22 protein-coding genes, 1 tRNA gene and 1 other RNA gene are annotated in these 25,152 nt (G+C 54.0%); 18 read left to right on the top strand and 6 right to left on the bottom strand.

Annotated features, from left to right (window positions below; translation table 11 throughout):
- Positions 1 to 50 precede the first annotated feature (50 nt).
- The 3 genes from ssrA to smpB all read right to left on the bottom strand — a co-directional run bounded on the left by ssrA (position 51) and on the right by smpB (position 2,550).
- Positions 51 to 413: a transfer-messenger RNA gene (gene ssrA, locus Q4501_RS13805) on the bottom strand.
- 119 nt (positions 414 to 532) lie between these two features.
- Complete coding sequence (locus Q4501_RS13800) at positions 533 to 1,936, bottom strand: wax ester/triacylglycerol synthase family O-acyltransferase (RefSeq protein ID WP_303596819.1); 1,404 nt, start codon at positions 1,934 to 1,936, stop codon at positions 533 to 535.
- 134 nt (positions 1,937 to 2,070) lie between these two features.
- On the bottom strand, positions 2,071 to 2,550 hold the full coding sequence (gene smpB, locus Q4501_RS13795; RefSeq protein WP_303596818.1) for an SsrA-binding protein SmpB: 480 nt from the start codon (positions 2,548 to 2,550) through the stop codon (positions 2,071 to 2,073).
- A 178-nt stretch (positions 2,551 to 2,728) separates the two neighbouring features.
- Here smpB and Q4501_RS13790 point away from each other — a divergent pair, with 178 nt between their 5' ends.
- From Q4501_RS13790 to Q4501_RS13780, 3 genes are all read left to right on the top strand, one after another.
- A complete protein-coding gene (locus tag Q4501_RS13790) occupies positions 2,729 to 4,354 on the top strand; it encodes a sodium-dependent transporter (RefSeq protein WP_303596817.1) in 1,626 nt (541 codons plus the stop codon).
- 74 nt (positions 4,355 to 4,428) lie between these two features.
- A complete protein-coding gene (locus tag Q4501_RS13785) occupies positions 4,429 to 4,872 on the top strand; it encodes a type II toxin-antitoxin system RatA family toxin (RefSeq protein ID WP_303596816.1) in 444 nt (147 codons plus the stop codon).
- A complete protein-coding gene (locus tag Q4501_RS13780) occupies positions 4,872 to 5,165 on the top strand; it encodes an RnfH family protein (RefSeq protein WP_303596815.1) in 294 nt (97 codons plus the stop codon). The genes Q4501_RS13785 and Q4501_RS13780 overlap by 1 nt, the downstream gene beginning before the upstream one ends.
- Here Q4501_RS13780 and Q4501_RS13775 read toward each other — a convergent pair.
- Positions 5,159 to 5,485 carry an outer membrane protein assembly factor BamE gene (locus Q4501_RS13775; RefSeq protein ID WP_303596814.1) on the bottom strand — a complete coding sequence of 109 codons (327 nt, stop codon included), beginning with the start codon at positions 5,483 to 5,485 and terminating at the stop codon, positions 5,159 to 5,161. The two genes, Q4501_RS13780 and Q4501_RS13775, sit on opposite strands and share 7 nt — an antisense overlap.
- A 122-nt stretch (positions 5,486 to 5,607) precedes the next feature.
- Here Q4501_RS13775 and fur point away from each other — a divergent pair, with 122 nt between their 5' ends.
- Positions 5,608 to 6,018: a ferric iron uptake transcriptional regulator gene (fur, locus tag Q4501_RS13770; protein WP_303596813.1), complete on the top strand. Its 411-nt coding sequence runs from the start codon at positions 5,608 to 5,610 to the stop codon at positions 6,016 to 6,018.
- A 101-nt stretch (positions 6,019 to 6,119) separates the two neighbouring features.
- Here the strand turns inward: fur and recN are convergent, their stop codons facing one another.
- Positions 6,120 to 7,799, bottom strand: a complete 1,680-nt coding sequence (gene recN / locus Q4501_RS13765) for a DNA repair protein RecN (protein ID WP_303596812.1) — start codon at positions 7,797 to 7,799, stop codon at positions 6,120 to 6,122.
- A 244-nt stretch (positions 7,800 to 8,043) separates the two neighbouring features.
- Here recN and grpE point away from each other — a divergent pair, with 244 nt between their 5' ends.
- From grpE to greA, 7 genes are all read left to right on the top strand, one after another.
- Positions 8,044 to 8,634, top strand: coding sequence for a nucleotide exchange factor GrpE (grpE, locus tag Q4501_RS13760; protein WP_303596811.1), 591 nt, complete (start codon positions 8,044 to 8,046; stop codon positions 8,632 to 8,634).
- A 103-nt stretch (positions 8,635 to 8,737) separates the two neighbouring features.
- Entirely contained in the window at positions 8,738 to 10,663 is a 1,926-nt protein-coding gene (gene dnaK / locus Q4501_RS13755) for a molecular chaperone DnaK (protein WP_303596810.1), read from the top strand.
- 78 nt (positions 10,664 to 10,741) lie between these two features.
- Positions 10,742 to 11,869 carry a molecular chaperone DnaJ gene (gene dnaJ / locus Q4501_RS13750; protein WP_303596809.1) on the top strand — a complete coding sequence of 376 codons (1,128 nt, stop codon included), beginning with the start codon at positions 10,742 to 10,744 and terminating at the stop codon, positions 11,867 to 11,869.
- A gap of 23 nt (positions 11,870 to 11,892) precedes the next feature.
- Positions 11,893 to 12,693: a 4-hydroxy-tetrahydrodipicolinate reductase gene (dapB, locus tag Q4501_RS13745; protein ID WP_303596808.1), complete on the top strand. Its 801-nt coding sequence runs from the start codon at positions 11,893 to 11,895 to the stop codon at positions 12,691 to 12,693.
- Positions 12,694 to 13,087: 394 nt separating this feature from the next.
- On the top strand, positions 13,088 to 14,218 hold the full coding sequence (gene carA / locus Q4501_RS13740) for a glutamine-hydrolyzing carbamoyl-phosphate synthase small subunit (RefSeq protein ID WP_303596807.1): 1,131 nt from the start codon (positions 13,088 to 13,090) through the stop codon (positions 14,216 to 14,218).
- A gap of 97 nt (positions 14,219 to 14,315) precedes the next feature.
- A complete protein-coding gene (gene carB, locus Q4501_RS13735) occupies positions 14,316 to 17,534 on the top strand; it encodes a carbamoyl-phosphate synthase large subunit (protein ID WP_303596806.1) in 3,219 nt (1,072 codons plus the stop codon).
- 4 nt (positions 17,535 to 17,538) lie between these two features.
- On the top strand, positions 17,539 to 18,018 hold the full coding sequence (greA, locus tag Q4501_RS13730) for a transcription elongation factor GreA (RefSeq protein WP_303596805.1): 480 nt from the start codon (positions 17,539 to 17,541) through the stop codon (positions 18,016 to 18,018).
- A 108-nt stretch (positions 18,019 to 18,126) separates the two neighbouring features.
- On the opposite strand, the gene yhbY is transcribed toward greA, so the two are convergent.
- On the bottom strand, positions 18,127 to 18,438 hold the full coding sequence (yhbY, locus tag Q4501_RS13725; RefSeq protein ID WP_303596804.1) for a ribosome assembly RNA-binding protein YhbY: 312 nt from the start codon (positions 18,436 to 18,438) through the stop codon (positions 18,127 to 18,129).
- Positions 18,439 to 18,760: 322 nt separating this feature from the next.
- Here yhbY and ftsH point away from each other — a divergent pair, with 322 nt between their 5' ends.
- The 7 genes from ftsH (at position 18,761) to rimP (ending at position 25,098) form a co-directional block, all read left to right on the top strand.
- Positions 18,761 to 20,704, top strand: coding sequence for an ATP-dependent zinc metalloprotease FtsH (ftsH, locus tag Q4501_RS13720; protein WP_303596803.1), 1,944 nt, complete (start codon positions 18,761 to 18,763; stop codon positions 20,702 to 20,704).
- A 116-nt stretch (positions 20,705 to 20,820) separates the two neighbouring features.
- The gene (gene folP / locus Q4501_RS13715) at positions 20,821 to 21,651 is read left to right on the top strand and encodes a dihydropteroate synthase (RefSeq protein WP_303596802.1); all 831 of its coding nucleotides are present in this window, start codon (positions 20,821 to 20,823) and stop codon (positions 21,649 to 21,651) included.
- Complete coding sequence (gene glmM, locus Q4501_RS13710; RefSeq protein WP_303596801.1) at positions 21,651 to 22,994, top strand: phosphoglucosamine mutase; 1,344 nt, start codon at positions 21,651 to 21,653, stop codon at positions 22,992 to 22,994. Before folP ends, glmM begins: the two co-directional genes overlap by 1 nt.
- Positions 22,995 to 23,070: 76 nt before the next feature.
- The gene (tpiA, locus tag Q4501_RS13705) at positions 23,071 to 23,829 is read left to right on the top strand and encodes a triose-phosphate isomerase (protein WP_303596800.1); all 759 of its coding nucleotides are present in this window, start codon (positions 23,071 to 23,073) and stop codon (positions 23,827 to 23,829) included.
- A 24-nt stretch (positions 23,830 to 23,853) separates the two neighbouring features.
- Positions 23,854 to 24,225: a preprotein translocase subunit SecG gene (gene secG, locus Q4501_RS13700; protein ID WP_303596799.1), complete on the top strand. Its 372-nt coding sequence runs from the start codon at positions 23,854 to 23,856 to the stop codon at positions 24,223 to 24,225.
- A 7-nt stretch (positions 24,226 to 24,232) separates the two neighbouring features.
- A tRNA-Leu gene (locus Q4501_RS13695) sits at positions 24,233 to 24,317 on the top strand.
- A 319-nt stretch (positions 24,318 to 24,636) separates the two neighbouring features.
- Positions 24,637 to 25,098, top strand: a complete 462-nt coding sequence (rimP, locus tag Q4501_RS13690) for a ribosome maturation factor RimP (protein WP_303596798.1) — start codon at positions 24,637 to 24,639, stop codon at positions 25,096 to 25,098.
- Positions 25,099 to 25,152: the final 54 nt, after the last annotated feature.

The raw sequence follows: 25,152 nt of genomic DNA, 5'->3' as shown, positions 1-25,152 counted from the left end.
ACCCTAGAACGAAAAAAGCCCCTGAAATCAGGGGCTTTTCTCTTGGTAGTTGGTGGAGACGGCGGGAATTGAACCCGCGTCCGCCAGCACTATGCCTTGAGATCTACATGTTTATGTCCTTCTATTGATTTAACCTCAAGCGACCCGAAGGCCAGGGTGCGAGAGGCGAGTTCTTTAAATCTTAGCCGCTAGCCAGTGAACTCTGGATAACGGAGCATCCCGTAAGCGATGACGTCCTGAGATGTAGCTCTGGGCTACGGGCGACCCAGTCAGGACGACTAGCAGCTTACGCTGCTAGTGCGTAGTTTTCGTCGTTTGCGACTATTGCATTGCAGCTTTGGATTAACGAGATTCGCTGCCATCTCGACATGCACCCAAGGGTTCGCCACCAGCGTCGAAGCCATGTCGTCCCCTTACTCACAGTATATGTGGGCGTCTCGCCCGACTTCAAGGCCTCTTTGTTGCTGTTTTGAATAAAACTGCTGTGTACTTCTTTTCCCGGCGGCTCTGTCTATCTTCAGCCTGCCATTCGTTACTTGCTTTTGTGTCTGCCGGCAAGGGCCGCGTGGCTCAGGGCTTTAAAGCTATCACGGAAGTAATTCATCACGGCATTCGGGTCTGCGTGAATGGCTTTGTCGACGGTAATGCCAAATTGCACGGTGCCAGCGTAGCTGAAAATGCTCATACCTATGCCGATGTTTCCGCTCTGGGGCACCCAGAACATGGGCTGGGTAACCTTGCTTCCTGCCAGATAGAGGGCTTCTTTTGGCCCTGGCACGTTGGTGAGAACGGCAGACGCTTTGTTGCTCAGGAGTTCCAGTGCCCGTCGTTCGAGAATGTCGGGGCCGCGACCGAACAAATCAAGGAGGCTGTAAGTTACTTGAGCCTGGTACGACTGTTTTAGCTGGTTCATGTTTTTCTGAACCTGTTGAAAACACATCAAGGGATCCAAGACTTCCGCCGGCAGCGTTACCAGAACCAGGCCAAACTTGTTGCCCAGAATTTCAATAGGCTGATCGAGAGGCCGCAGGTTGAACGGAACAGCGACACGGATTCCGTTGTCAGGAATTGCTTCTTTATGAGCTGCAAAATGCCGCTGCAATGCACCGGTGACGGTGCACAAAAGCACGTCATTAATGGTGCCGCCGAGGGCCTTGGAGCAGGCTTTTACTTCGGCAAGGTCCAGTGGTTCTGCCCAGGCCACTTGCTTGCGCCCTGAAAGCGGCTCCTTGAGCCCGGTTTTTGGCTCAAAGGGGGCGAGACCCAGTTTTAAGAGGTCTAAAGCGACACCGCTGGCGGTCGAGGCCAGTTTGATGGGGTAATTGGGTTGTTCCCGCATGGATTGCACGAGCAGTCGGGCCTGGCTTGTCGCAGCCTGTGCGCTGTCGACGACACTGTGAAGCAATTTCTGGATTGAGGACTTTTCATTGGCCTTTGAGGGGTGGCTCGATACGACCTTTCTTGGCCTGGGGTCTGGCGATTTGTCTGTGAGGGATAGCATAACCCGAACCAGCGAGATGCCATCCGCAATGCAATGGTGTATTCGGACCAGCAGGGCACTGCCGCCCTCGTAGTTGTCAATATAATGCATTTGCCATAGTGGCCGCCGGAAATCCAGCGCAGAGCTGTTCATATCACTGGCTAATTTCTGGAGCTCGGCTTTATCGGCCTTACCGGGTAGCGCAATCTGGTGGAGGTGGTTATCCAGGTCGAACAGAGGGTCGTCCTGCCAGTAGGCTTTGTCTCCTGTGTCCACAACCCGTTGACGGAATCGGTTGAAGCGCAGAAACCTTTCCTCAATCGTGCGTTTGAGGCGGTTCATGGGAATGGAGTGTTCAAGGGTGAGAACGCCGCAAATCATCATGGGGTTCTCAGGTGTATCCATTCGCAACCAGGCGCGATCGACAGCAGACATGGGTATTTGAGTTGTTGGCATACGCCCTCCCTCTGCGGAGCACCGGTTATTGCGGTATAGGCGGCAATAAAAAAGGTGCATAAAGGGCAAGTATGCGACACAAAGGGGCCGGGGCCCATGACGCTGGTCAGAAAAGCGCCACTTAAAATTTACGGTCAGGCGTTGGCATCTCGCATGATGCGCTGCTTTTGCCGATTCCAGTCCCGCTCTTTCTCGGTTGCGCGCTTGTCGAAGAGCTTCTTGCCTTTCACCAGGGCAATTTCGCACTTCACTTTGTTCTTTTTCCAGTACAGTGCAAGAGGTACGCAGGTTTGGCCGGCCTGGCTGGTTTCTCCAATGAGCTTGGCCAGTTCTTTGGCATGCAGCAAAAGCTTGCGGGTTCGGGTTGGGTCCGCGATCACATGAGTGGAGGCTGCGGTAAGGGGCTGGAAGTGACCGCCCAGCAGGAAGGCCTCGCCATCTTTCAGCAATACATAGGCGTCGGTGATCTGGGCTTTGCCGGCGCGCAGAGATTTTACTTCCCAGCCGAGAAGGACAAGGCCCGCCTCAAAGCGTTCTTCTATGTGGTATTCGTGTTTCGCCTTTTTGTTAAGGGCGATGGTGCTACTCGGCGTACCGGGTTTTTTCTTGCTCATGAATCAGTTATCCGGGTTCGGACGAATTAACGGGCCGACCGGTTGTAGGTCGGCAAAAAGCGCATTGTAGCTCAGGAGTGCCAGACTGGTCACGAAATCGCCTTCAAAGACGCTGCAGGCTCGTGCCTGACGGAGTCCTTCGGCTACACTGTCTGGCCAGACTCTTTCAGAGGCGAAAATGTCTACGCCTTATCAGATAGATATCGGGTCATTTACCCGTAAATCAACCTTCTTCTGGGCCGCAGTCGGTGCAACTGTCGGTCTGGCTAACCTGTGGCAGTTTCCTTACCTGGCGAGCTTGCATGGGGGTGGGTTGTTTATTCTGCTGTATCTCGGCTGCCTGTTGCTGGTCACTCTGCCCTTGATGGTTACCGAAGCTTCCATTGGCCGCTATGCCCGCCACGGCATTGTACTGGCGATGGATGGTCTGATTCGCAGGGCCAAAAGTTCAAGAGCCTGGATGGCTGCGGGCAGGTTCAGCATATTGGCCGCCTTTCTCGTGTTGTCGTTTACCGCAGTTTTTGGAGCAATAGCGCTGGCCTATGTTTTTTTCGGCGCTACCGGACGGTTTGCGGGCACGGGCCAGGGTGAGGCTACCGACATTCTGGCCAGGCTGGTTTCCGACCCAAAAGCGTACCGTGGGTTCATGGGTTGGCATGTTTTCTTTCTGGTCATGGTGCTGTGGGTGTCCGGACAAGGTGTGGTTGGGGGCCTGGAGCGTGCATTCAGAATCGTAGTGCCGGGCACTTTGATACTATTGCTCGCACTATTTGGTCTGGCTGTATGGCACGGCAGGATTGATGGCGCTATCAGCCAGATTCTGCAAATGCACCCGCAGGATCTTTCCTGGGCCAGCCTTCGTGCTGCGCTGTTTCATGCGTTTTTTACTCTGGGTCTGGGGATGGGAGTGTGGGCGGTTTTGGGCGCTTACACCACGCCGGACACACGCTTGAAACGCTCTATTCTGGCGGTTGTCTTGATGGACACGCTGGTGGCGATTCTGGCCGGGCTGATGATCTTTTCTATGGCCACGGAAAGTAACGTTTTTGATGGCGAGCGAGGGTTCAGCCTGCTGTTTGTTTCGCTTCCGGTTACGCTTGCAGGCCTCCCTGCCAGTCAGTTTGTTATTGCGACTGTTTTTCTTATGGTTGTAATGATTGTATGGGCGACTGCCCTGGCTTTGCTGGAGCCCATTGTTGGTTGGCTTCGTGAATGGACAGGTGCGCCCCGGGGGTTGTCTGTGGTTCTTGTTGGCCTCGCGGTCTGGGCCGCGGGGCTGGCGTCGTTGTTATCGTTCAATCTCTGGACGGAATACCGGCTCGGCGGCGCCACGATTTTTCGCTGGCTGGAACTGATCACCGGTGGATTGGTGATTCCATTGGTGGCGACGCTCATCGCTCTTTTCACTGGGTGGTGCCTGACGCGAAACCTCTCGAAAACCATGCTTGGAGCAGCACCAAAGCTTTTCGGCGAAATCTGGTTTTGGGTTATGCGGCTGGTTTTACCTCTGGTTGTTGTCTATATCGGTATTCATTACACCGCAGCCTCGCTGGTAAGCTTGTGTGATAACGGTAGTCGCGCGTTCTGGTGTGAGCCAGCTCCGGGTATGGTTTTACAGGAGGGGAGTGGCGCCTCACCCGAGGCGGGCGATGTTGGTGAGCACGCTAAGGTTGATGCAGGGGAAAGCGGGAAGCCAGAAGAGGCGCTTCCTGCAGAAAAGGTACCTGCAAGCGAGCATAGCGAACGGCAAACTCCCCCTGAAAATGCCCCTAAGGATGACGATATCCTTTATCATAGCGTCTGAATGTCAGCCATGCTGGCCTTATGATGTCTGCAATCATTATTAAAGCGTGTTTGTAAGCAGGACAACCGGTTCCAATGCCCCATCAGATCGATAAAACAGCCCTTGTTATGCACTCCGCCGAGCGCATGTTTCACCTGGTCAATGATATTGCCCGTTACCCTGAGTTTCTTCCCTGGTGTGCGGGTGCGGAGATTCACCAGCAAAGTACAGAGCAGATTATGGCTTCGCTGGAGATTGCCCGCGGTGGCGTCCGGCACACGCTTACCACGCGTAACCAGCTGCTTATGCCGGAAGCGATCGAAATGAATCTGGTAGACGGACCTTTTCGTAATCTCACGGGGCGCTGGCACTTCAAGGCACTTGATGAGAATGCCTGCAAGGTGATCCTTACGCTGGAATTTGAATTTTCAGGCAGATTGTCGCGCATGACCTTCGGACCGGTGTTCAATCAGGCAGCGACTACCATGGTAGATGCTTTCTGTCGTCGCGCCGATCACATCTATAAGGGAGGCGCCTGATGCCAAAAGTTGAAGTGGCTTACGCGCGGCCAGACAAGCAGGAGATTATTCCTGTCCAGGTGCCTGAGGGCGCAACTGCCCTTGAGGCGGTGAAGCTGTCTGGTATTACTGCAATTTTCCCGGAAATTGATGCTGACTCGATCGATATGGGGATATTTGGCAAGGTTATAAAAAAACCGGATCTTCATGAGCTGCGCGAAGGGGATCGGGTAGAATTGTACCGTCCACTCCAGATTGACCCGAAACAGGCGCGCCTGAACCGGGCCAAAAAGAAGCCGGTGGCAGATCAGTAGGCCGGTGTTTCGTCCAGAAGCTGAGCTTCATAGTGGGAGTAACTGTCCCCCTCGTAATACACGATAATGCGTTGCTCTTCGATGAAGCCGCCGCGGCGCTGGAAGGTATACACGTAATACTCGCGCGAAGGATCGACCGGGTTGAGCATCAGGGGGCTGCCGAGTAGCGCCTGAACCTGGCTGCGGGGCATTCCTTCGTTGAGTTTTGTCAGCTCTTCATCGGTAACTATGTTGCCTTGCTGGACGTTGATCTTGTATACACCCGGGAACGAACAACCGGACAGAATAAGTGTAAGAATGAGAGCTGTGAGCTTTTGCATCGCCGGAGGAAATCCTCTATCTTGAAATCGCCTGCCAAGGGCAGGTGTGGCACGGGTTAACCGTTAAATGGCGGCTTCATCATACCGGAAGCCGTGAGGCACACCAAAGAGTGAATAGTAACATGGCATCTGAAAACGCCGAACTACGAAAAGTCGGTCTCAAAGTAACTCTGCCAAGAGTAAAAATCTTCAACATTCTGGAAAGCGCCAAGGACCATCACCTCAGCGCTGAGGACGTCTACAAGCGACTCCTGGATCAGGGTGATGATGTGGGGCTAGCCACTGTGTACCGGGTATTGACCCAGTTTGAGACAGCTGGCCTGGTATTGCGTCATAACTTTGAAGGCGGCCACGCAGTGTTCGAAATGGCGGGTGAAGATCACCACGATCACATGGTTTGTACCCAGACAGGGCAAGTGATCGAGTTTGTTGATGAGGTGATTGAGGCGCGTCAGCAGAAAATTGCGAAAGAGCATGGCTACGAAATTGTCGAGCACAGCCTGATTCTTTACGTTAAGCCCATTAAATCTTAAGTGCACAGCTTTTAGCAGGTGAAGAGAAAAAAGGGGCAGGCCGTGAAGCCTGCCCCAACAGCTCTCAGGGTCGAGAGGGGGAATTGATGGTTCCCATCGCTTCAGTGATGAGTCGCCTGTCCTTTGGAAAACATTTCTGTGGCGTGGGCAATGGTATGCTCGGTCATATCTACGCCGCCCAGCATTCTTGCAACCTCACTGATTCTTCCCTTGTCATCCAGGGATTCGATCTTCGAGAAAGTCGCTTCCTGGCGAGTGAATTTACTGACGAACAAATGCTGGTGGCACTGGGCCGCAACCTGCGGCAAGTGCGTTACGCAGATCACCTGGCCGTTATCCCCAAGAGACCTTAGTAGTTTACCAACGACCTCTGCGGTGCCTCCGCCTATACCTACGTCGACTTCGTCAAATATCAGAGTCGGAGTTGTCGATGTTTGTGCAACCACCACCTGAATCGCCAGGCTGATTCGTGACAGTTCTCCCCCGGAAGCAACCTTGGCCAGTGGTCGTGCCGGTTGTCCCGCGTTAGCACTAACGAGGAACTCTACTTCTTCCAGGCCGTGTGGCGCTGGTTCGTCCTGGCTGTTGCGGTGAAGCTGTGTAATGAACTGCACCGCCGGCATGCTTAGCTGAACCAGTTCGCTGGCAATGCGCTGATCCAGTTCCAGGGCTGCTTTGGCCCGGGCTTCGGAAAGCTCGCCGGCCAGTTTGTCGAAACTTTTGCGTTGGATTTCCAGCTCTGCCTCAAGTTTTTCCAGGCTACCTTCGCCGCCATCAAGCTCCGCTAACTCCGCGCTTAACCGTTCGTGAAACTCTGGTAGCTCTTCCGGGTTGATGCGGTGTTTGCGGGCCATCTGGTAAATGGCGCTGAGCCTCTCTTCAACGTCTGCCAAGCACGCGGGATCTGCTTCATAGTCATCCACGAAATGACGGAGGTTGTCGCCCGCTTCGCTGATCTGGATCTGGGCCTCATTGAGCATCTGGATTGTGTCGGCCAGCGCGGGGATCGCAACAGGAAGTTGTTCCAGTTGCTGTAATGCCTGGCGAACGAGACCTGCTGCGCTGGTTTCATCTTCTGTGCACAGAAGTGCTGCCTGATGGCTGCTGTGCATAATTGCATCGGCCTGACTCAGTTGCTCCTGCTCTTGCTCCAGCTGCTTTTGCTCGCTGCTTTCAAGTGCCAGGCGGTCGAGCTCTTCAACCTGGTAGCGTAGAAGTTGCAGTCTGGCTTCAGATTCTTCTGCATTCTGCTGACGCTCGGCCAGCTTTCCGCGAATCTGGTTCCAGGATTTCCACGCTTCGCGGGTCTGGCTGGCGAGGTCTTCTGCGCCTGCAAACTCGTCGACTAACTTGCGGTGTGTTTCTTTGCGCAGGAGCGATTGATGCTGGTGCTGGCTGTGAATGTCCATCAGCAGCCCGCCCAGGTCTTTCAGGTGGCCGAGAGGGCAGGGTTGGCCGTTAATATAGGCCCGTGAGCGCCCATCTTTACTGATTACGCGGCGTAAAATGCAGTCGCTCTCGTCATCCAGTTCATGGCTTTCCAGCCATTGCAGGGCCTCGGAGATCCCTGAAACGTCAAATGTCGCGGTGATGTCTGCGCGTTTTGCGCCATGCCGTACAGTTCCTGCATCAGCTCGTCCGCCCATGGCAAGCCCCAGAGCATCCAGCACAATAGATTTGCCTGCACCGGTTTCGCCGGTGAGGGCTGTCATGCCTGTACCGAATTGTAGTTCTACCCTTTCGGCAATCGCGTAATTGGAAACCGTTAGCTGTGTAAGCATGCAGAAAACCTCCGCCTTCAAAAGATACTGTTTGAACATACAGTAACTGTGAATATATACAGGGATTTTGATGTTTGCAAACACACGGATGAGATTTTCTTCGGGAATGCAGGCTTTGATGGTTGAAACCTCAGCGGTGGGCCCCATATTCCTTCGCAATACATTCTTCCGGCTCTGCGGGGCTGGAGCCTATGTTCAATAGGTCGCGTTTAAACCGACCTCCGAAGATCTGGCAGGAGTAGTCATGAGTACCGACGAAAACCGCAATGAGCAGGTGGACGAACTGAATGAGGCCGCGGAAGCGGCTGCCGAGGAAGCTCAGGATATCGAGCAGGGTGAGGAGTCCGAGCTGGAAGCGTTGAAGGCGCAGGTTCAGGACTCGCAGGAGCAGATGCTGCGCATGCAGGCCGAGATGCAAAACGTGCGTCGTCGCGCCGAGATGGATGTTGAGAAAGCGCACAAGTTTGCGTTGGAAAAATTCGTCAAAGAGCTGTTGCCTGTGGCCGACAGCCTTGAGAAGGCCGTTGAGAGCACGGAAGGCAAGGAGAATGCCGGTGATTTGGTGGCGTCTATTCGCCAGGGTGTCGAAATGACGCTAAGCCTGCTCGAATCGAGCCTGAAAAAGTTCAACGTCGAGCCGTTGAATCCGGTTGGTGAACCGTTCGATCCTCAACAACATGAGGCTATGTCCATGGTGCCGGCACCGGACGCCGAACCGAATAGCGTGGTGGCTGTGGTGCAAAAAGGCTACCTGCTGAATGGGCGCGTGGTACGGCCGGCAATGGTTATGGTGGCGAAGGCTCAGGATGCACCAAAAATTGATGAGCAGGCTTGAAAAATCAGCTGAAGCGCCAATATAGCCTTTAAACAGCAGCAGCCGGAGTAGATGTTTCCGGACAACTATTCAGTACAGCATTCAGAAGAACTGGAGTGATTCAATGAGCAAGATTATCGGTATTGACCTTGGAACGACCAACTCATGCGTAGCCATCATGGATGGCGACAAAGTACGGGTTATCGAAAACGCAGAGGGTGATCGCACCACCCCTTCCATCATCGCTTACACAGATGACAACGAAACCCTCGTGGGTCAGTCGGCCAAGCGCCAGGCTGTTACCAACCCCCACAACACTATTTATGCCATTAAGCGTCTGATTGGTCGTCGCTTCAAAGACGACGTTGTTCAGAAAGACATTAAAATGGTGCCTTACAAAATCGCCGAGGCGGATAACGGTGATGCGTGGGTAGAAGTTAAAGGTCAGAAAATGGCCCCGCCTCAGGTATCTGCAGAAATCCTGAAGAAGATGAAGAAGACTGCAGAAGATTACCTGGGTGAGAAAGTGACCGAAGCGGTAATCACTGTGCCGGCCTACTTTAACGACAGTCAGCGCCAGGCTACAAAAGATGCGGGCAAGATCGCCGGTCTGGAAGTGAAGCGCATCATCAACGAGCCGACTGCTGCAGCCCTGGCCTATGGTCTGGACAAGAAGAGCGGTGATCGTACTGTTGCGGTTTATGACCTGGGTGGCGGTACTTTCGACCTTTCCATTATCGAAATTGCAGATGTCGACGGCGAGCACCAGTTCGAAGTGTTGGCAACCAACGGTGACACCTTCCTGGGTGGTGAAGATTTCGATATGAAAATTATCGAATTCCTGGCCGACCAGTTCAAGAAAGACAGTGGAATCGATTTGCGCGGTGACTCTCTGGCCATGCAGCGTCTGAAAGAAGCTGGTGAGAAGGCGAAGATCGAGCTTTCCAGCAGTCAGCAGACCGATGTGAACCTGCCGTACGTTACTGCAGACGCCAGCGGTCCCAAGCACATGAACGTGAAGCTGACCCGTGCCAAGCTTGAGTCTCTGGTTGAAGAGCTTGTTCAGCGTAGCCTGGAGCCGTGTAAGGTCGCTCTGCAAGATGCAGGCATGAAGGCTGGCGATATCGACGAGGTTATCCTTGTTGGTGGTCAGACCCGTATGCCGCTGGTGCAGGAAAAGGTTAAGGATTTCTTTGGCAAAGAAGCTCGTAAGGACGTTAACCCGGACGAAGCCGTTGCCATGGGTGCTGCGATTCAGGCAGCCGTACTTTCTGGTGATGTGAAAGACGTGCTACTGCTGGATGTGACTCCGCTGACCCTGGGTATTGAAACCATGGGTGGCGTAGCGACACCGCTGATCGACAAGAACACTACGATTCCTACCAAGAAATCGCAGACCTTCTCAACAGCGGATGACAGCCAGACAGCCGTAACCATCCACGTTGTTCAGGGTGAGCGGAAGCAGGCGACACAGAACAAATCACTGGGTCGTTTTGACCTGGCTGACATCCCGCCCGCACCGCGTGGTGTGCCGCAGATCGAAGTAACTTTCGATATTGATGCTAACGGTATTCTGAACGTGTCTGCGAAAGACAAGGCTACTGGCAAAGAGCAGTCTATTGTCATCAAGGCCTCTTCCGGCTTGAACGATGATGAAATCGAGAAGATGGTCCAGGATGCTGAGGCGAACGCTGAAGAGGATCGCAAGTTCGAGGAGCTGGTCCAGGTTCGCAACCAGGGCGACGCCATGGTTCACGCGGTTCGCAAGACTCTGAAAGATGCCGGCGACAAAGTCAGCGACAGCGAGAAAGAGTCGATTGAAGCGTCTATCAAGGAACTGGAAGAAGCACTTGCCGGTTCTGACAAAGACGACATCGAAGCTAAAACCCAGAAGCTGACTGAAGTTTCAGGTGAGCTGGCTCAAAAGATGTATGCAGATCAGGATGGTCAGGCGCAGCAGGCAGGCGGCCAGGAAGATGCGCAGTCCCAGGCTTCTGATGACGCAGTAGATGCCGAGTTTGAAGAAGTTAAAGACGACGACAAGAAGTAATTCTGACGTACATCAGGTAGTTGGAAAACGCGGAGTTTCTCCGCGTTTTCCGCGTTTAAATAACAGGGTTTTAGAAGCATGGCCAAGCGCGATTATTACGACATTCTCGGAATTTCCCGGGACGCGGATGAGAAAGAAATAAAGCGGGCGTATCGAAAGCTCGCAATGAAGTACCATCCTGACCGTAACCCGGAAGACAAAGACGCTGAGAACAAGTTTAAAGATGCCAGCGAAGCCTACGAAATACTGGCGGACCAGTCCAAGCGGGCTGCCTACGACCAATTTGGTCATGCTGGCGTAGATGGTCAGGCCGGTGGTGGCTTCGGAGGTGGCGGTGGTAACTTCTCCGACATCTTTGGTGACGTGTTTGGTGATATTTTCGGAGGTGGCGGTGGCCGTGGGCGTAGCACCCGCGGTTCGGACCTGCGGTACACCCTGGAGCTGGACCTCGAAGAGGCGGTGAAAGGCAAGACAGTTAAAATCACCATCCCTGGACACAGGGAGTGTGAAGTGTGTGACGGCAGTGGGGCGGAAAAAGGTTCGCGCCCTGAAACCTGCGGTACCTGTAAGGGTATGGGGCAGGTGCGTATGCAGCAGGGCTTCTTTACGGTGCAGCAGGCCTGCCCCACCTGTCGGGGATCTGGCCAGATTATCAAGAACCCCTGTAAGGCCTGCCACGGCCAGGGCAGAGTGCAGGAAGAAAAAACCCTCTCGGTGAAAGTGCCCCCGGGCGTTGATACCGGTGATCGTATCCGGCTTTCGGGCGAAGGCGAAATGGGTGTTGACGGAGGGCCTCCCGGAGATCTGTATGTGCAGATGTCGGTTCGGGAACATTCGATCTTCACCCGTGATGGTCGTAATCTGTATTGCGAAGTGCCGATCAGTATTGTTGATGCGGCCCTGGGTGGTGAGCTTGAAGTGCCGACACTGGATGGTCGGGTGAAGCTTCGTATTCCAGCCGAAACCCAGACCGGAAAGCTTTTCCGGTTGCGGAACAAGGGTGTTAGCCCGGTTCGTGGAGGTCCTTCGGGTGACTTGCTGTGTCGTGTAACGGTGGAAACGCCTGTTAACCTGACCAAGCGCCAGAAGGAGTTGCTCAACGAGTTCCAGGAAGCCCTTGACGGCAGCAGCACTACCAATCACGCACCGAAGAAAACGTCCTGGTTTGAGGGTGTTAAGAGCTTCTTCGACGAAATGAAATTCTGATCAGTTTGATATAGGGAAAGGTCATGAGGGTAGCAATCATCGGCGCCGCTGGGCGCATGGGCAAGGTGCTGATTGAAGCGGTTGACGGTACAGAAGGGCTTGAGCTCGGTGCTGCTGTCGTTGAACCGGGTAGCACCCTGATTGGTGCCGACGCCGGCGAAATGAGCAGTATCGGGAAAACCGGTGTCAAAATGGCGGGTACTCTGGCAGATGTAAAAGACGATTTCGATGTGCTCATTGATTTCACTTTCCCCGACCTGACTCTGGAAAATGCCGAGTTCTGCAAAACCAACGGCAAAATGCTCGTTGTTGGTACCACTGGCCTATCCGATGCTGAAAAAGAGCAATTAGCGCTCGCGGCAGAGTCTGCGCCAGTGGTTTTTGCTCCCAATATGAGCGTTGGGGTGAACGTGGTCCTCAACCTTCTGCGAACTGCCGCGGCAACGTTGGGTGACGACTATGATGTAGAAATCATCGAAGCACATCACCGCCACAAAAAAGATGCACCTTCTGGCACCGCCTTGCGCATGGGAGAAGTCGTAGCAGACGCGCTGGGTCGGGATCTGAAGGAGTGTGCGGTCTATGGCCGCGAAGGTTTCACCGGCGAGCGCACCCGCAAGGAGATCGGGTTCGAAACCATTCGTGCCGGCGATGTTGTAGGTGATCACACCGTACTCTTTGCCACTGAAGGCGAGCGTATAGAGGTAACACACAAGGCGAGTAGTCGTATGACCTTCGCCAAAGGTGCTATGCGAGCGGCGCTTTGGCTGAAAGACAAGCCTGCCGGCCTTTACGATATGCAGGATGTTCTCTCTTTGAAGTGAGGCGTTAAGGATAAGAGAGTTGAGGTCACGCTTTAAGGCGGGGGCTTGGCATCTTCGCTCCGGGAATGTCGGAGGCCAAGGACGGCCGGAGACAAGCGCACATGGATGTGCTCGTAGCGGTTCCCGGAGCGAATATGCCGAGTGCCGGCCGGTGTTACAGGCATGCTCCACTGCAAGGCGATTTTCCATGGACACAAAACTGCAAATTTTATACAATAAGGCGGTTTAACTGCACCAAGCGTAGGCTTTGAAAAAGCCCAGGGAACAAAAAGTGTTCCCGGATAACAGAAAGCGGGACGGAGTTTTTACTCCCTCTCGCTTTTTTGCGACCTGAATTTGCGCTTGCGTTCCTGTTCGTGACGAACCGGTACGCCACTCGATGAGGATACAAGCCTTGAGCACACCCGCAATCCTTGCACTCGCAGACGGAAGCCTGTTTTACGGTACCGCTATTGGCGCTGACGGAGAAACCAGCGGCGAAGTGGTATTCAATACTGCCATGACCGGCTACCAGGAAATACTGACAGACCCGTCCTACTCACGCCAGCTCGTAACCCTGACCTACCCGCACATTGGCAACACCGGTGTGAATGAAGAAGATGTTGAGTCAGACCGCATTCAGGCAGCTGGCCTTATAATTCGTGATCTGCCCTTGGTGGCCAGTAACTGGCGCAGCAACGGATCGCTGGATGAGTACCTGCGAAACAGCAACATTGTTGGAATAGCTGACATAGATACCCGACGCCTCACGCGTATCCTTCGTGATAAAGGTTCGCAGAATGGCGCTATTGTGGCTGGCGCTGACGCCACTGCTGAGCGTGCACTGGAACTGGCCAACGCGTTCCCGGGTCTCAAGGGTATGGACCTGGCGAAAGAGGTTACCTGTGACACGGCCTATAAGTGGACTCAGGGTGAGTGGACGCTCGGCCAGGGTTACGCCGAGGCAGGTGAGCCAAAGTTCAAGGTTGTGGCGTGGGATTACGGCGTCAAGTTCAACATTCTGCGAATGCTGGTATCCCGTGGCTGCGACGTCACCGTGGTACCAGCACAAACCCCGGCCTCAGAAGTGCTGGCAATGAATCCGGATGGCATATTCCTGTCTAACGGCCCGGGAGATCCTGAGCCCTGTGACTATGCAATCAAGGCAATTCAGGAAGTACTTGAAACCGAAATTCCGGTATTTGGGATCTGTCTGGGTCATCAGCTTCTGGCTCTTGCCAGCGGCGCGAAAAGTATGAAGATGAGCCATGGCCATCATGGCGCCAACCATCCGGTTCAGCGCATTGATAAGGGCACGGTTATGATTACAAGTCAGAACCACGGCTTTGCAGTCGATGAAACGTCTTTGCCGGCCTCGCTGGAAGTTACCCACAAGTCTTTGTTTGATGGCACCTTGCAGGGCATTCGCCGCACCGACAAGCCGGCCTTCAGTTTTCAGGGGCACCCCGAGGCAAGCCCAGGCCCTGGTGATGTGGCGCCCTTGTTTGATGAGTTTATCCGTTTGATGGAAGTCCGAAAGGGGTAACACCGGTTTACGGACAAATACGTCATACCAGATCCGAGACACGCGCCGCGTTTTTGCGCTGCAAGAATTTAAACGTTGCTGACAGGTTTACCAAGACATGCCAAAACGGACCGATATTAATAGCATCCTGATTCTGGGCGCAGGCCCGATTGTGATCGGGCAGGCGTGCGAATTTGATTACTCCGGCGCGCAGGCCTGTAAGGCCCTGCGAGAGGAAGGTTACCGGGTAATTCTGGTTAACTCGAACCCGGCCACCATCATGACTGATCCCGTGATGGCAGACGCCACCTACATCGAGCCGATTACCTGGCAGACCGTCGCCAAGATCATTGAAAAAGAAAAGCCCGATGCTGTGCTGCCAACCATGGGTGGTCAGACCGCATTGAACTGCGCGCTGGACCTCGAAAAGCACGGCGTGCTGGCAGAGCATGGTGTGGAAATGATCGGCGCCAATGCCGACACCATTGATAAAGCAGAAGACAGAAGCCGCTTCGACAAAGCCATGAAGGCTATTGGGCTTGAATGTCCCCGTGCCTCGATTGCCCACACCATGGCTGAAGCCTGGGAAGTGGCTGAAGACATCGGCTTCCCCTGTATTATTCGCCCGTCGTTCACCATGGGCGGTTCTGGTGGCGGCATTGCATACAACCGCGATGAGTTCGAGGAAATCTGCACCCGTGGCCTGGACCTCTCGCCAACCAACGAGCTGCTCATTGACGAGTCTCTGATCGGCTGGAAAGAGTACGAGATGGAAGTGGTCCGCGATAAGGCGGATAACTGCATCATCGTGTGTGCGATTGAGAACTTCGATGCCATGGGTGTGCACACCGGGGATTCCATCACTGTCGCGCCGGCGCAAACGCTGACCGACAAGGAATACCAGATCATGCGCGATGCCTCTCTGGCCGTGCTGCGTGAGATTGGTGTGGAAACCGGCGGCTCCAACGTTCAGTTTGGTATCAATCCGGACACCGGCCGTATGGTCGTCATCGAAATGAATCCCCGGGTGTCGCGTTCATCGGCGCTGGCCTCAAAGGCCACAGGTTTCCCCATTGCCAAAGTGGCTGCAAAGCTGGCAGTGGGATACACGCTGGATGAGTTGCGTAATGAGATTACCGGTGGTGTAACGCCGGCGTCGTTCGAGCCCAGTATTGACTACGTTGTTACCAAGATCCCGCGATTCACCTTTGAAAAATTCCCGCAGGCTGATGCCCGCCTGACGACCCAGATGAAATCTGTGGGCGAAGTCATGGCTATTGGTCGCACGTTTCAGGAATCCCTGCAGAAATCCCTTCGGGGACTGGAGGTGGGTTCTGACGGTTTTGACGAGCGCCTTGAAGAGTTCACTTCGGAAACTTCCCGTGAAACTCTGACCACTGAGCTGAGCGTTCCGGGCGCCGATCGTATCTGGTACATCGGTGATGCCTTCCGCGCAGGGCTGAGTGTCGAGGATGTGTTCGAATACACCAAGGTAGATCCGTGGTATCTGGTGCAGATCGAAGACCTCATTCGTGAAGAGCAGGCTCTGAAGTCTGCCGGCAAGGCTGATATCGATCACGCCACCCTGTTCCGTTTGAAGCGCAAGGGTTTTTCCGATGCACGCCTGGCCAAGCTGTTAGGTATAACTGAAGCAAGCATGCGCAAGTTGCGGCATGACTTGAATATTCGTCCGGTTTACAAGCGGGTCGACACCTGTGCCGCCGAGTTTGCCTCTGACACTGCCTACATGTACTCCACCTATGAGGAAGAGTGCGAAGCCGACGTCAGCGACCGCGAAAAGATTGTTGTTATCGGCGGTGGCCCTAACCGGATCGGCCAGGGTATAGAGTTTGACTACTGCTGTGTTCACGCGGCGCTCGCCATGCGTGAAGATGGTTACGAAACCATCATGATCAACTGCAACCCGGAGACGGTATCAACCGACTATGATACCTCGGACCGGTTGTACTTTGAGCCGATTACGCTTGAGGACGTGCTGGAAATCATCAACGTCGAGAAGCCCAAAGGGGTAATTGTTCAGTATGGCGGCCAGACACCGTTGAAACTGGCCCGTGGCCTTGAAGCTGCCGGCGTGCCAATCATTGGTACCAGCCCGGATGCGATTGACCGTGCGGAGGATCGTGAACGGTTCCAGCAAATGATCAATCGCCTGGGGTTAAAGCAGCCGCAGAACGCCACCGTACGCAGCCATGAAGAAGGCATCCTGGCGGCCCGGGAAATTGGCTATCCACTCGTGGTGCGTCCGTCATACGTGCTGGGCGGCCGAGCCATGGAAATTGTTTTTGGTGAAGATGAGTTGGTGCGCTACATGCGCAGTGCGGTACTGGTTTCCAATGATAGCCCGGTATTGCTCGACCACTTCCTGAATGCCGCGATTGAGGTGGATATTGATGCCATCTGCGACGGCAAGGATGTGGTTATTGGCGGTATCATGCAGCATATTGAGCAGGCGGGAATTCATTCCGGGGACTCTGCGTGCTCCTTGCCACCCTACACCTTGCCGCCTGAGGTGCAGGACGCCATGCGCGAGGCGGTAAGAAAAATGGCCATCGAGCTGGAAGTTGTGGGCTTGATGAACGTTCAGCTGGCCTGGCAGGATGGCGAAATTTACGTGATCGAGGTAAACCCTCGCGCTTCAAGAACGGTGCCCTTTGTATCCAAGGCCATTGGTGTATCGCTGGCGAAAGTGGCGGCGAGGGTTATGGCTGGAACGTCTTTGGCCGAGCAAGGCTTTACCAAAGAAGTGGTGCCTGATTACTACGCTGTAAAAGAGTCGGTATTCCCGTTCAACAAATTCCCGGCGGTTGACCCTATTCTCGGGCCGGAGATGAAGTCTACCGGTGAGGTTATGGGGCTGGGTGACAGCTTCGACGAGGCTTTTGCCAAGGCTTCACTGGCGATTGGCGAGCGCTTGCCTTCAAAAGGCACTGTGTTTATGTCGGTTCGTGATGTAGATAAAGAAGGTGCCGTTCAGGTTGCCCGGGATCTGGTTGATACCGGCTTCAAACTTGTAGCGACCACCGGCACAGCCAAAGCTTTCCGTGAAGCCGGCCTGGAAGTTGAGCGGGTGAACAAGGTTGGCGAAGGCCGGCCGCACATCGTGGACGCCATCAAGAATGGCCAGGTTCAACTGATAATTAACACAACCGAAGGCCGCAAGGCAGTGTCCGATTCGGCGCAAATTCGCCAGTCGGCGCTGCAGACCAAGGTGGCCTACACCACAACATTGGCGGGTGGCGAAGCCTTTTGCCGGGTCATCAAGTTCGGACCTGAGCGCACAGTACGCCGTCTGCAAGACCTTCACGCAGGAAAGTAAGATTATGAGTGAACGAGTACCTATGACAAAAGCGGGTGAAACCCGTCTTCGTGAGGAGCTCCAGAAGCTGAAATCCGAGGATCGTCCGCGGGTTATTGCTGCTATTTCAGATGCCCGGGAGCATGGTGATCTAAAAGAGAACGCTGAGTATCACGCTGCCCGTGAGCAGCAGAGCTTTATTGAAGGTCGGATCCAGGAAATTGAGGGCAAGCTCTCGGCTGCTCAGGTGATCGATGTCACAACGATGGAAAACACCGGGCGGGTGATTTTTGGCACGACTGTGCACTTGATCAACATGGACACGGATGAGCAGGTGGTTTACCAGATTGTTGGTGAAGACGAAGCGGATATCAAAGAGGGCAAGCTCTCAATCTCGTCGCCCATCGCTCGTGCTCTTGTGGGTAAGAATGAAGATGACGTTGTCGCTATCCGCGTGCCCTCTGGCACAGTGGAGTATGAAATCGAGAAGGTGGAATACATCTGATTCGATCAACGTTAACGTAACCAGTGCGCAGAAAATAAAAAACCGGCTGTGGTCTTCGCAGCCGGTTTTTTTAACTTTAATCGTTTTGCTTCCTGTCTTCCGCGAATCTTAGTTTTTAAAGCGCAGCAGATTGGAAAGCTTGGGGTTGGGCTTTTTGGCCCTGCGCATGATAACGGCAATTTTGCCGATGGTCTGAACCACTTGGGCGCCACTGGCTTCGCAAAGGGCTGCTATCGCTTCCTGGCGAGCTTCCCGATCCTGGCTAGCCACTTTGATCTTGATGAGTTCGTGGTCGTTCAAGGCGCGCTCCAGTTCTTCCTGGAGGTTTTCGGTGAGGCCTTTGTCGCCCACAATAATGACTGGCTTCAGGTGGTGGGCAATAGCCCGGTATTCCCGGCGCTGTTCCGGTGAAAGGCTCATGATGCAATCTCTTTATCGGTGCAATTAACAAAAGGTCAGCGGCATATTCGCTGGCAACGTCGTATAATTGGCGAATTGTAACAGACAACCTTGTATAACTGATCATCTTGGAGACGTTGTAATTTCCGAGATGAAGCCCACATATAATCTATGCGGGAGTTTGTCCGGCGTTAAGGAACGTCTTCAGGTTGATCCGCAGCTGCGTTTTTCTGTAGCCGTTACGGGTAGGCCGTTTCTGGTGGATGGACGTACAATTAGTGTAAGGTGTCGGCAAAGAGTATTTGCTTCGTAGGCTTGCTCTTCAATTCACAGGTGATGATCCTTGAACGATATGGCAAAAAATCTGGTTCTTTGGCTAATTATAGCCGCAGTACTTCTGATGGTGTTTCAGAACTTTTCTCCCACCACCAGCGGTCAGCAAGTCAATTATTCCCAATTCGTTGAGATGGTTCAGCAGGGCCAGATCAACAAAGTCACGATTGATGGTCTGGAAATTCAGGGCACCCGCGGTGATGGGTCCCAGTTCGAGACAATTCGTCCGCAGGTGGCGGACAATAAGTTGATGGACGATCTGCTGGCGAACAACGTAGAAGTGATCGGCAAACAGCCTGAGCGCCAGAGCCTGTGGACACAGCTGCTGGTAGCGGCGTTCCCGATTCTGATCATAATTGCATTGTTCGTGTTCTTCATGCGCCAGATGCAGGGCGGCGGTGGCGGCAAAGGCCCCATGTCGTTTGGCAAAAGCAAAGCGCGCCTGATGAGTGAAGATCAGATCAAAACCACCTTTGCCGATGTGGCTGGTGTGGATGAGGCCAAGGAAGATGTTAAGGAGCTGGTTGACTTCCTTAGGGATCCCAGCAAGTTCCAGCGTCTTGGTGGCAGTATTCCCAAAGGCGTCTTGATGGTGGGGCAGCCGGGTACCGGTAAAACTCTGCTGGCCAAAGCGATCGCCGGTGAAGCAAAGGTTCCGTTCTTCTCAATCTCCGGTTCCGATTTCGTGGAGATGTTCGTTGGTGTTGGTGCATCCCGTGTACGGGATATGTTTGAGCAGGCCAAGAAACAGAGCCCTTGCATCATCTTTATTGACGAGATTGATGCAGTTGGTCGTCACCGCGGTGCTGGCATGGGCGGCGGTCATGATGAGCGCGAACAGACCCTGAACCAGCTGCTGGTTGAAATGGACGGTTTTGAGGGCAACGAAGGCGTTATCGTTATCGCTGCCACCAACCGCCCCGATGTTCTTGACCCCGCGCTGTTGCGCCCGGGCCGTTTTGACCGCCAGGTGGTTGTTGGTCTGCCTGACATCATCGGCCGTGAGCAGATTCTCAAGGTGCACATGAAGAAAGTGCCCGTGGATGAGAACGTTGAGCCCGCGTTGATTGCGCGTGGCACACCCGGTTTTTCCGGTGCTGATCTCGCCAATCTGGTGAATGAAGCAGCGCTTTTTGCAGCTCGCCGGAACATGCGCCTGGTTTCTATGGAAGAGTTTGAACTGGCGAAAGATAAAATCATGATGGGCGCCGAGCGTAAGTCCATGGTGATGAGTGAAAAGGAAAAGCTGAACACAGCGTTTCACGAGTCTGGCCACGCTATTGTTGGCCGGTTGATGCCTGAGCATGACCCGGTTTACAAAGTGAGTATCATTCCACGTGGCCGTGCCCTGGGTGTCACCATGTTCCTGCCTGAAGAAGACAGGTACAGCCACAGCAAGCGTTTTCTGATCAGTTCCATTTGCAGCCTCTTCGGTGGTCGCATTGCGGAAGAGCTGACGTTAGGCTTCGATGGCGTTACTACTGGTGCTTCGAACGATATCGAACGGGCTACTAGCCTGGCCCGTAACATGGTCACTCGTTGGGGCCTGTCTGAGAAGCTGGGGCCGTTGCAGTACGATACCGATAGCGAAGAGCCGTTCCTCGGTCGTTCTGCCGGGCAAGCCCAGACGGTATACTCGCCGGAAACTGCCCAGCGTATTGATGAGGAAGTTCGTAACATCATTGATACGTGCTACGAGAAGGCTACGCAGATTCTGGTTGATAATCGGGACAAGCTGGACATCATGGCTCAGGCGTTGATGAAGTATGAGACCATTGATCGTCATCAGATTGATGACATCATGGAAGGTCGTACTCCGCGACCGCCGAAAGGTTGGGATGACAGGGGTTCTGCGGGTGGCGTCAAAGCTGACAGCCCGGAACAGACTTCCGGAGCCAAGCCTTCCGATGATGGTCAGCGGCCAGATGTTGGTCGACCAGCTGGAGAGCACTAAAGCTTCCGGTTTCAGATAACCTGAGCCTGCTCGCGCCGCCCTCTTAAAAAGGGCGGCGTTTGCTTTTGTCAGGTGCTATTTCAGGCCCCGATGTACCTGCCCAGGAAAAGATCGTTATGGAAATGAAGTTCGCCGGACGAGTTCTGGATCTGTCTCGCTGTCATGTGATGGGCGTTCTAAACGTAACGCCGGACTCGTTCTCTGATGGTGGTCGGTTTAACCAGTTGGATGCTGCGCTTTTAAAAGCTCGGCAAATGGTCAGCGACGGCGCAGCGTTTATCGATGTGGGAGGGGAGTCCACTCGTCCGGGTGCGTCAAAGGTGTCCGTGCAGGAAGAGCTTGACCGGGTTTGCCCGGTGGTTGAGGCAATTTCACGAGAACTCGACGTAATTGTCTCCGTAGATACCAGTACTCCGGAAGTGATGTCGGAGGCGGTCACGAGGGGTGCGGGCCTTATCAACGATGTGCGGGCGCTGCAAAGAGATGGCGCGGCTATTGCGGCCGCACGCTCTGGCGTTCCCGTGTGCATAATGCATATTCAGGGGGAGCCTGAGACGATGCAGGAGCGGCCTGAATATCAAAATGTGTTGCGCGAGGTCAGTGAGTTCCTGGCGGGCCGCATTCATGCCGCCGAGCAGGCGGGAGTATCATCGGACAATATAATTCTGGATCCGGGGTTCGGGTTTGGGAAAACGCTTGAGCACAATCTTCGCTTGCTCGCGTCGCTGGAGCAATTGCAGGTGTTGGGTCACCCTTTGCTTGTAGGTATGTCCCGAAAATCCATGCTTGGCAAGATAACAGGTCGGGATGTTGACGAGAGGTTGCCAGCGAGCCTGGCGGCCGCGACAATCTCGGTCATGAAAGGTGCAAGTATTGTTCGCGCGCACGATGTCAGGGAAACCGTTGATGCCGTCAGGGTGGCGACGGCCGTAAAGGAGACAGTTTGATGACCGGAAGAAAATATTTTGGCACTGATGGAATTCGCGGCAGGGTGGGTGAGCATCCGATTACGCCGGAATTCATGTTGCACCTTGGGTGGGCTGCAGGGCAGGCCTTCAAGAAGGCGGGTCAGCGCAACAGTGTGCTCATTGGCAAAGATACTCGTCTGTCTGGTTACATGTTCGAATCCGCGCTGGAGGCCGGATTGTCGGCTGCCGGTGTGGATGTAAAGCTGCTTGGCCCCATGCCAACCCCGGCCATTGCTTACCTGACGCGCACCTTCCGTGCTTCTGCAGGTATCGTTATCAGTGCATCCCATAATCCCCATCATGATAACGGGATAAAGTTCTTTTCTGCCGATGGTACCAAGCTCGATGATGCCCTTGAGGCAGAAATAGAGAGTTGGTTGGATAAACCGATTGAGGTTTGTGGCCCCGGGGAGCTGGGGAAGGCGTCGCGAGTGGAGGACGCGCCTGGGCGCTACGTTGAGTTCTGTAAAAGTACAGTGCCGAACGAATTTACCCTGGATCATATGAAGATTGTTCTGGATTGCGCTCACGGTGCGACTTACCACGTTGCTCCGAAAGTATTCCGGGAGCTTGGCGCGCAGGTATCTGTGATTGGAGCAGAACCAGACGGGCTTAATATCAACCTCAATGTTGGTTCAACACACCTGGATGCGCTCAGGCAGGCTGTCATCGACAAAGGTGCAGACCTGGGTATCGCTTTCGATGGTGATGGTGACCGCGTTCTGATGATTGATCGTGACGGTTCGGAGGTTGATGGCGATGAGCTTTTGTATGTGATCGCCGCCCAGCGTTTTGCCGAAGGGCGCCTCAAAGGTGGTGTGGTTGGCACCTTGATGACCAACCTGGGTGTGGAGTTGGCGCTGACCGAAATGGGTATTACATTCGAGCGCGCGAACGTCGGTGACCGCTATGTAATGGAGCGTCTGTTGGCTAACAACTGGGTGCTCGGCGGTGAAGGATCTGGCCATATGGTTATCCGCGATTGTACGAGTACCGGCGATGGCATTGTTTCCGCACTTCAGGTGCTGCTCTCTATAGGCAAGTCGGGCAAAACTCTTGCCGAGTTGCGCCAAGGCATGAGCAAGCTGCCCCAGACTATGATCAACGTGCGCGTTGCGCAGCGTTTTGATCCATTCAGCCGTGCTGATATTGTTGCTGAGGTTCAGAAAGCCGAAAGGGAGCTTGGTAACTCAGGCAGGATTTTGCTGCGAGCTTCTGGAACCGAGGCGTTGATCCGTGTGATGGCGGAAGGTCAGAGCGCTGAAGATATACGTCGCGTCGCCGAAAAGCTCGCGCAAGTAGTGGAAAATTCAACGCCCTGATTTTGTTGGATTCAGGCTGTTGTCTGTTGTGAGGGACTGCTGTATAGTGCGCCCTCCCTTACATATGGGAACTGTTATGCGACGCAGGATTGTAGCCGGAAACTGGAAGATGAACGGGTCGAGAGACCTATCGGAAGAACTGGTTGGCTATGTCCGGTCTGAGGCCGGATCTCTTGATAACGGCGTGGAGGTTGTTATTATTCCTCCCGCAATTTATATCGGGAATGTGCTGGATCAGGCTCAGGGCGTTGTTTCAGTGGGTGTTCAGAATGTAGGTCAGTGGCAGTCAGGTGCCTATACCGGTGAAGTTTCTCCGGATATGGCTAAAGATGCAGGTTGTCGCTATGTGCTCGTTGGTCATTCCGAGCGCCGCCAGATTTTCGGTGAGACCGATGAGCTGGTTGCCGAGAAAGTATCGCTTGTTGTTTCCAGTGGTCTAGTGGCCATTGTTTGTGTCGGAGAAACGCTGGAAGAGCGTGAGTCTGGCCAGGCTGAGTCAGTTGTTGCTCATCAGGTGCGTTCTGGTTTGGCATTCGTGCCAAAAGGTCAGTGGCACAATGTCGTGGTAGCCTATGAGCCTGTTTGGGCAATTGGCACCGGGAAGACGGCAACTGCTGGTGATGCTCAGGCCATGCATTCTGCGATACGGGGGGTGTTGAAAGATATGGGCGCCCCAGCCGAAGAGATTTCACTACTTTACGGCGGCAGTGTAAAAGCGGATAATGCAGCGGCGCTTTTTTCAGAGCCCGATATAGACGGTGGGTTAATCGGCGGCGCTTCATTGGTCGCAAAAGAATTTATGAGTATCTGCCGGTCTTTTCCAGCAGCTACCTAAAGTTAAAGGTTCGCGAGAGTCGATATGGATTTGATGGAAACACTAGTAGTCGTTGTGCACGTCGTGATCGCGGTGGCGCTGGTGGGTCTGGTGCTGATCCAACAGGGCAAGGGTGCGGATGCAGGTGCGGCCTTCGGTGGTGGTGGTGCGTCCCAAACTGTATTCGGTAGTCAAGGTAGCGGCAGTTTTCTGACCCGTATGACTACCTTGCTCGCGATCGTATTTTTCGTGACGAGTTTTTCGTTGGCAGTCTTCGCCAAGCAGCGTGCAGAGGTGTCTGGTGAAGCAGGTATTCCGGTAGTCCAGGAATCCCACGACGCTCCAGCCGAAAGTGCTGCGGATGCTGCCGAAAGCGAAACCGGGAGCGGGGAGTCTGGCCTCCCCGAGCTCGAGTAAGAGTGTTGCCCAAGTGGTGGAACTGGTAGACACGCTATCTTGAGGGGGTAGTGGCGAAAGCCGTGCCGGTTCGAGTCCGGCCTTGGGCACCAATTAAGAAGAAAAACGGCTTGGAACTTCCAGGCCGTTTTTTTGTTCAGTCCTTGACCAGTCCGTTCGGCGTCTCTATACTCCGGCGGATATTGGAGCCAGGCATCTTTTGTTGTCGGGTTTCTGGCAGGCCAGGTGTCTGTCAGCAGGAAGCGGTTTACCGGTTTGCTTCCTGCGAGTTCTTGCAACAAAAGGCCCCAGTTATCGGGGCTTTTTGATTAAGGGGCCTGGCGCAACGGGCCCTGGTGCGTAAAAAGGGCTGATTGACAGCCCTTTTTTTGTTTTTGGGGCCGGTAAATTTCATAACGGAGACCGCCTAACTTGTCAGGCAAGCTTAAACAACTGGAAGACATCCTTCGGCCCGTGGTGGAAGGCTTGGGTTATGAGTTCTGGGGTATTGAATATCGCTCCAAGGGCTACCAATCCATGCTGCGGGTGTTTATAGACGATGCCGAGAATGGCATCGGCATCGATGACTGCGAGAAAGTCAGTCGTCAGGTCAGTGGCGTGATGGATGTGGAAGATCCCATCCAGACCGAGTACACACTGGAGGTTTCGTCTCCGGGGATGGATCGCCCGCTGTTCCGGCCTGAGCAGTATCAGGCATTTGTGGGGCATCAAGTACAAATCCGCTTGCGCATGGCGTTTGAAGGCCGGCGCAAGTTTCAGGGGCTTATTAAAGGTGTCGAAGGCGATGATGTCATTGTGGTCGTTGATGATCATGAATATCTGCTGCCTTTCGATAGTATTGAAAAAGCCCAAATTGTTCCGGTATTCGAGTGAGCCATTTGAATAACTCAGTAGATGCACAGTTTATTTTCAGGGCAGGGCAATCCA

Origin of the sequence: Marinobacter sp. 2_MG-2023 (genome assembly GCF_030546935.1) — a bacterium.
GTDB lineage: Bacteria > Pseudomonadota > Gammaproteobacteria > Pseudomonadales > Oleiphilaceae > Marinobacter.
This window is presented reverse-complemented; position numbering and strand designations above follow the sequence as displayed.

What these genes read in the sequence shown, in the direction of transcription:
- secG (WP_303596799.1), top strand. Translation starts at nt 23,854, where the DNA reads ATGGATTTGATGGAAACACTAGTAGTCGTTGTGCACGTCGTGATCGCG.
- dnaK (WP_303596810.1), top strand. Translation starts at nt 8,738, where the DNA reads ATGAGCAAGATTATCGGTATTGACCTTGGAACGACCAACTCATGCGTA.
- dapB (WP_303596808.1), top strand. Translation starts at nt 11,893, where the DNA reads ATGAGGGTAGCAATCATCGGCGCCGCTGGGCGCATGGGCAAGGTGCTG.
- carB (WP_303596806.1), top strand. Translation starts at nt 14,316, where the DNA reads ATGCCAAAACGGACCGATATTAATAGCATCCTGATTCTGGGCGCAGGC.
- glmM (WP_303596801.1), top strand. Translation starts at nt 21,651, where the DNA reads ATGACCGGAAGAAAATATTTTGGCACTGATGGAATTCGCGGCAGGGTG.
- yhbY (WP_303596804.1), bottom strand. Translation starts at nt 18,438, where the DNA reads ATGAGCCTTTCACCGGAACAGCGCCGGGAATACCGGGCTATTGCCCAC.
- tpiA (WP_303596800.1), top strand. Translation starts at nt 23,071, where the DNA reads ATGCGACGCAGGATTGTAGCCGGAAACTGGAAGATGAACGGGTCGAGA.
- grpE (WP_303596811.1), top strand. Translation starts at nt 8,044, where the DNA reads ATGAGTACCGACGAAAACCGCAATGAGCAGGTGGACGAACTGAATGAG.
- Q4501_RS13780 (WP_303596815.1), top strand. Translation starts at nt 4,872, where the DNA reads ATGCCAAAAGTTGAAGTGGCTTACGCGCGGCCAGACAAGCAGGAGATT.
- greA (WP_303596805.1), top strand. Translation starts at nt 17,539, where the DNA reads ATGAGTGAACGAGTACCTATGACAAAAGCGGGTGAAACCCGTCTTCGT.
- folP (WP_303596802.1), top strand. Translation starts at nt 20,821, where the DNA reads ATGGAAATGAAGTTCGCCGGACGAGTTCTGGATCTGTCTCGCTGTCAT.
- fur (WP_303596813.1), top strand. Translation starts at nt 5,608, where the DNA reads ATGGCATCTGAAAACGCCGAACTACGAAAAGTCGGTCTCAAAGTAACT.
- smpB (WP_303596818.1), bottom strand. Translation starts at nt 2,550, where the DNA reads ATGAGCAAGAAAAAACCCGGTACGCCGAGTAGCACCATCGCCCTTAAC.
- dnaJ (WP_303596809.1), top strand. Translation starts at nt 10,742, where the DNA reads ATGGCCAAGCGCGATTATTACGACATTCTCGGAATTTCCCGGGACGCG.
- Q4501_RS13800 (WP_303596819.1), bottom strand. Translation starts at nt 1,936, where the DNA reads ATGCCAACAACTCAAATACCCATGTCTGCTGTCGATCGCGCCTGGTTG.
- recN (WP_303596812.1), bottom strand. Translation starts at nt 7,799, where the DNA reads ATGCTTACACAGCTAACGGTTTCCAATTACGCGATTGCCGAAAGGGTA.
- Q4501_RS13790 (WP_303596817.1), top strand. Translation starts at nt 2,729, where the DNA reads ATGTCTACGCCTTATCAGATAGATATCGGGTCATTTACCCGTAAATCA.
- Q4501_RS13785 (WP_303596816.1), top strand. Translation starts at nt 4,429, where the DNA reads ATGCCCCATCAGATCGATAAAACAGCCCTTGTTATGCACTCCGCCGAG.
- Q4501_RS13775 (WP_303596814.1), bottom strand. Translation starts at nt 5,485, where the DNA reads ATGCAAAAGCTCACAGCTCTCATTCTTACACTTATTCTGTCCGGTTGT.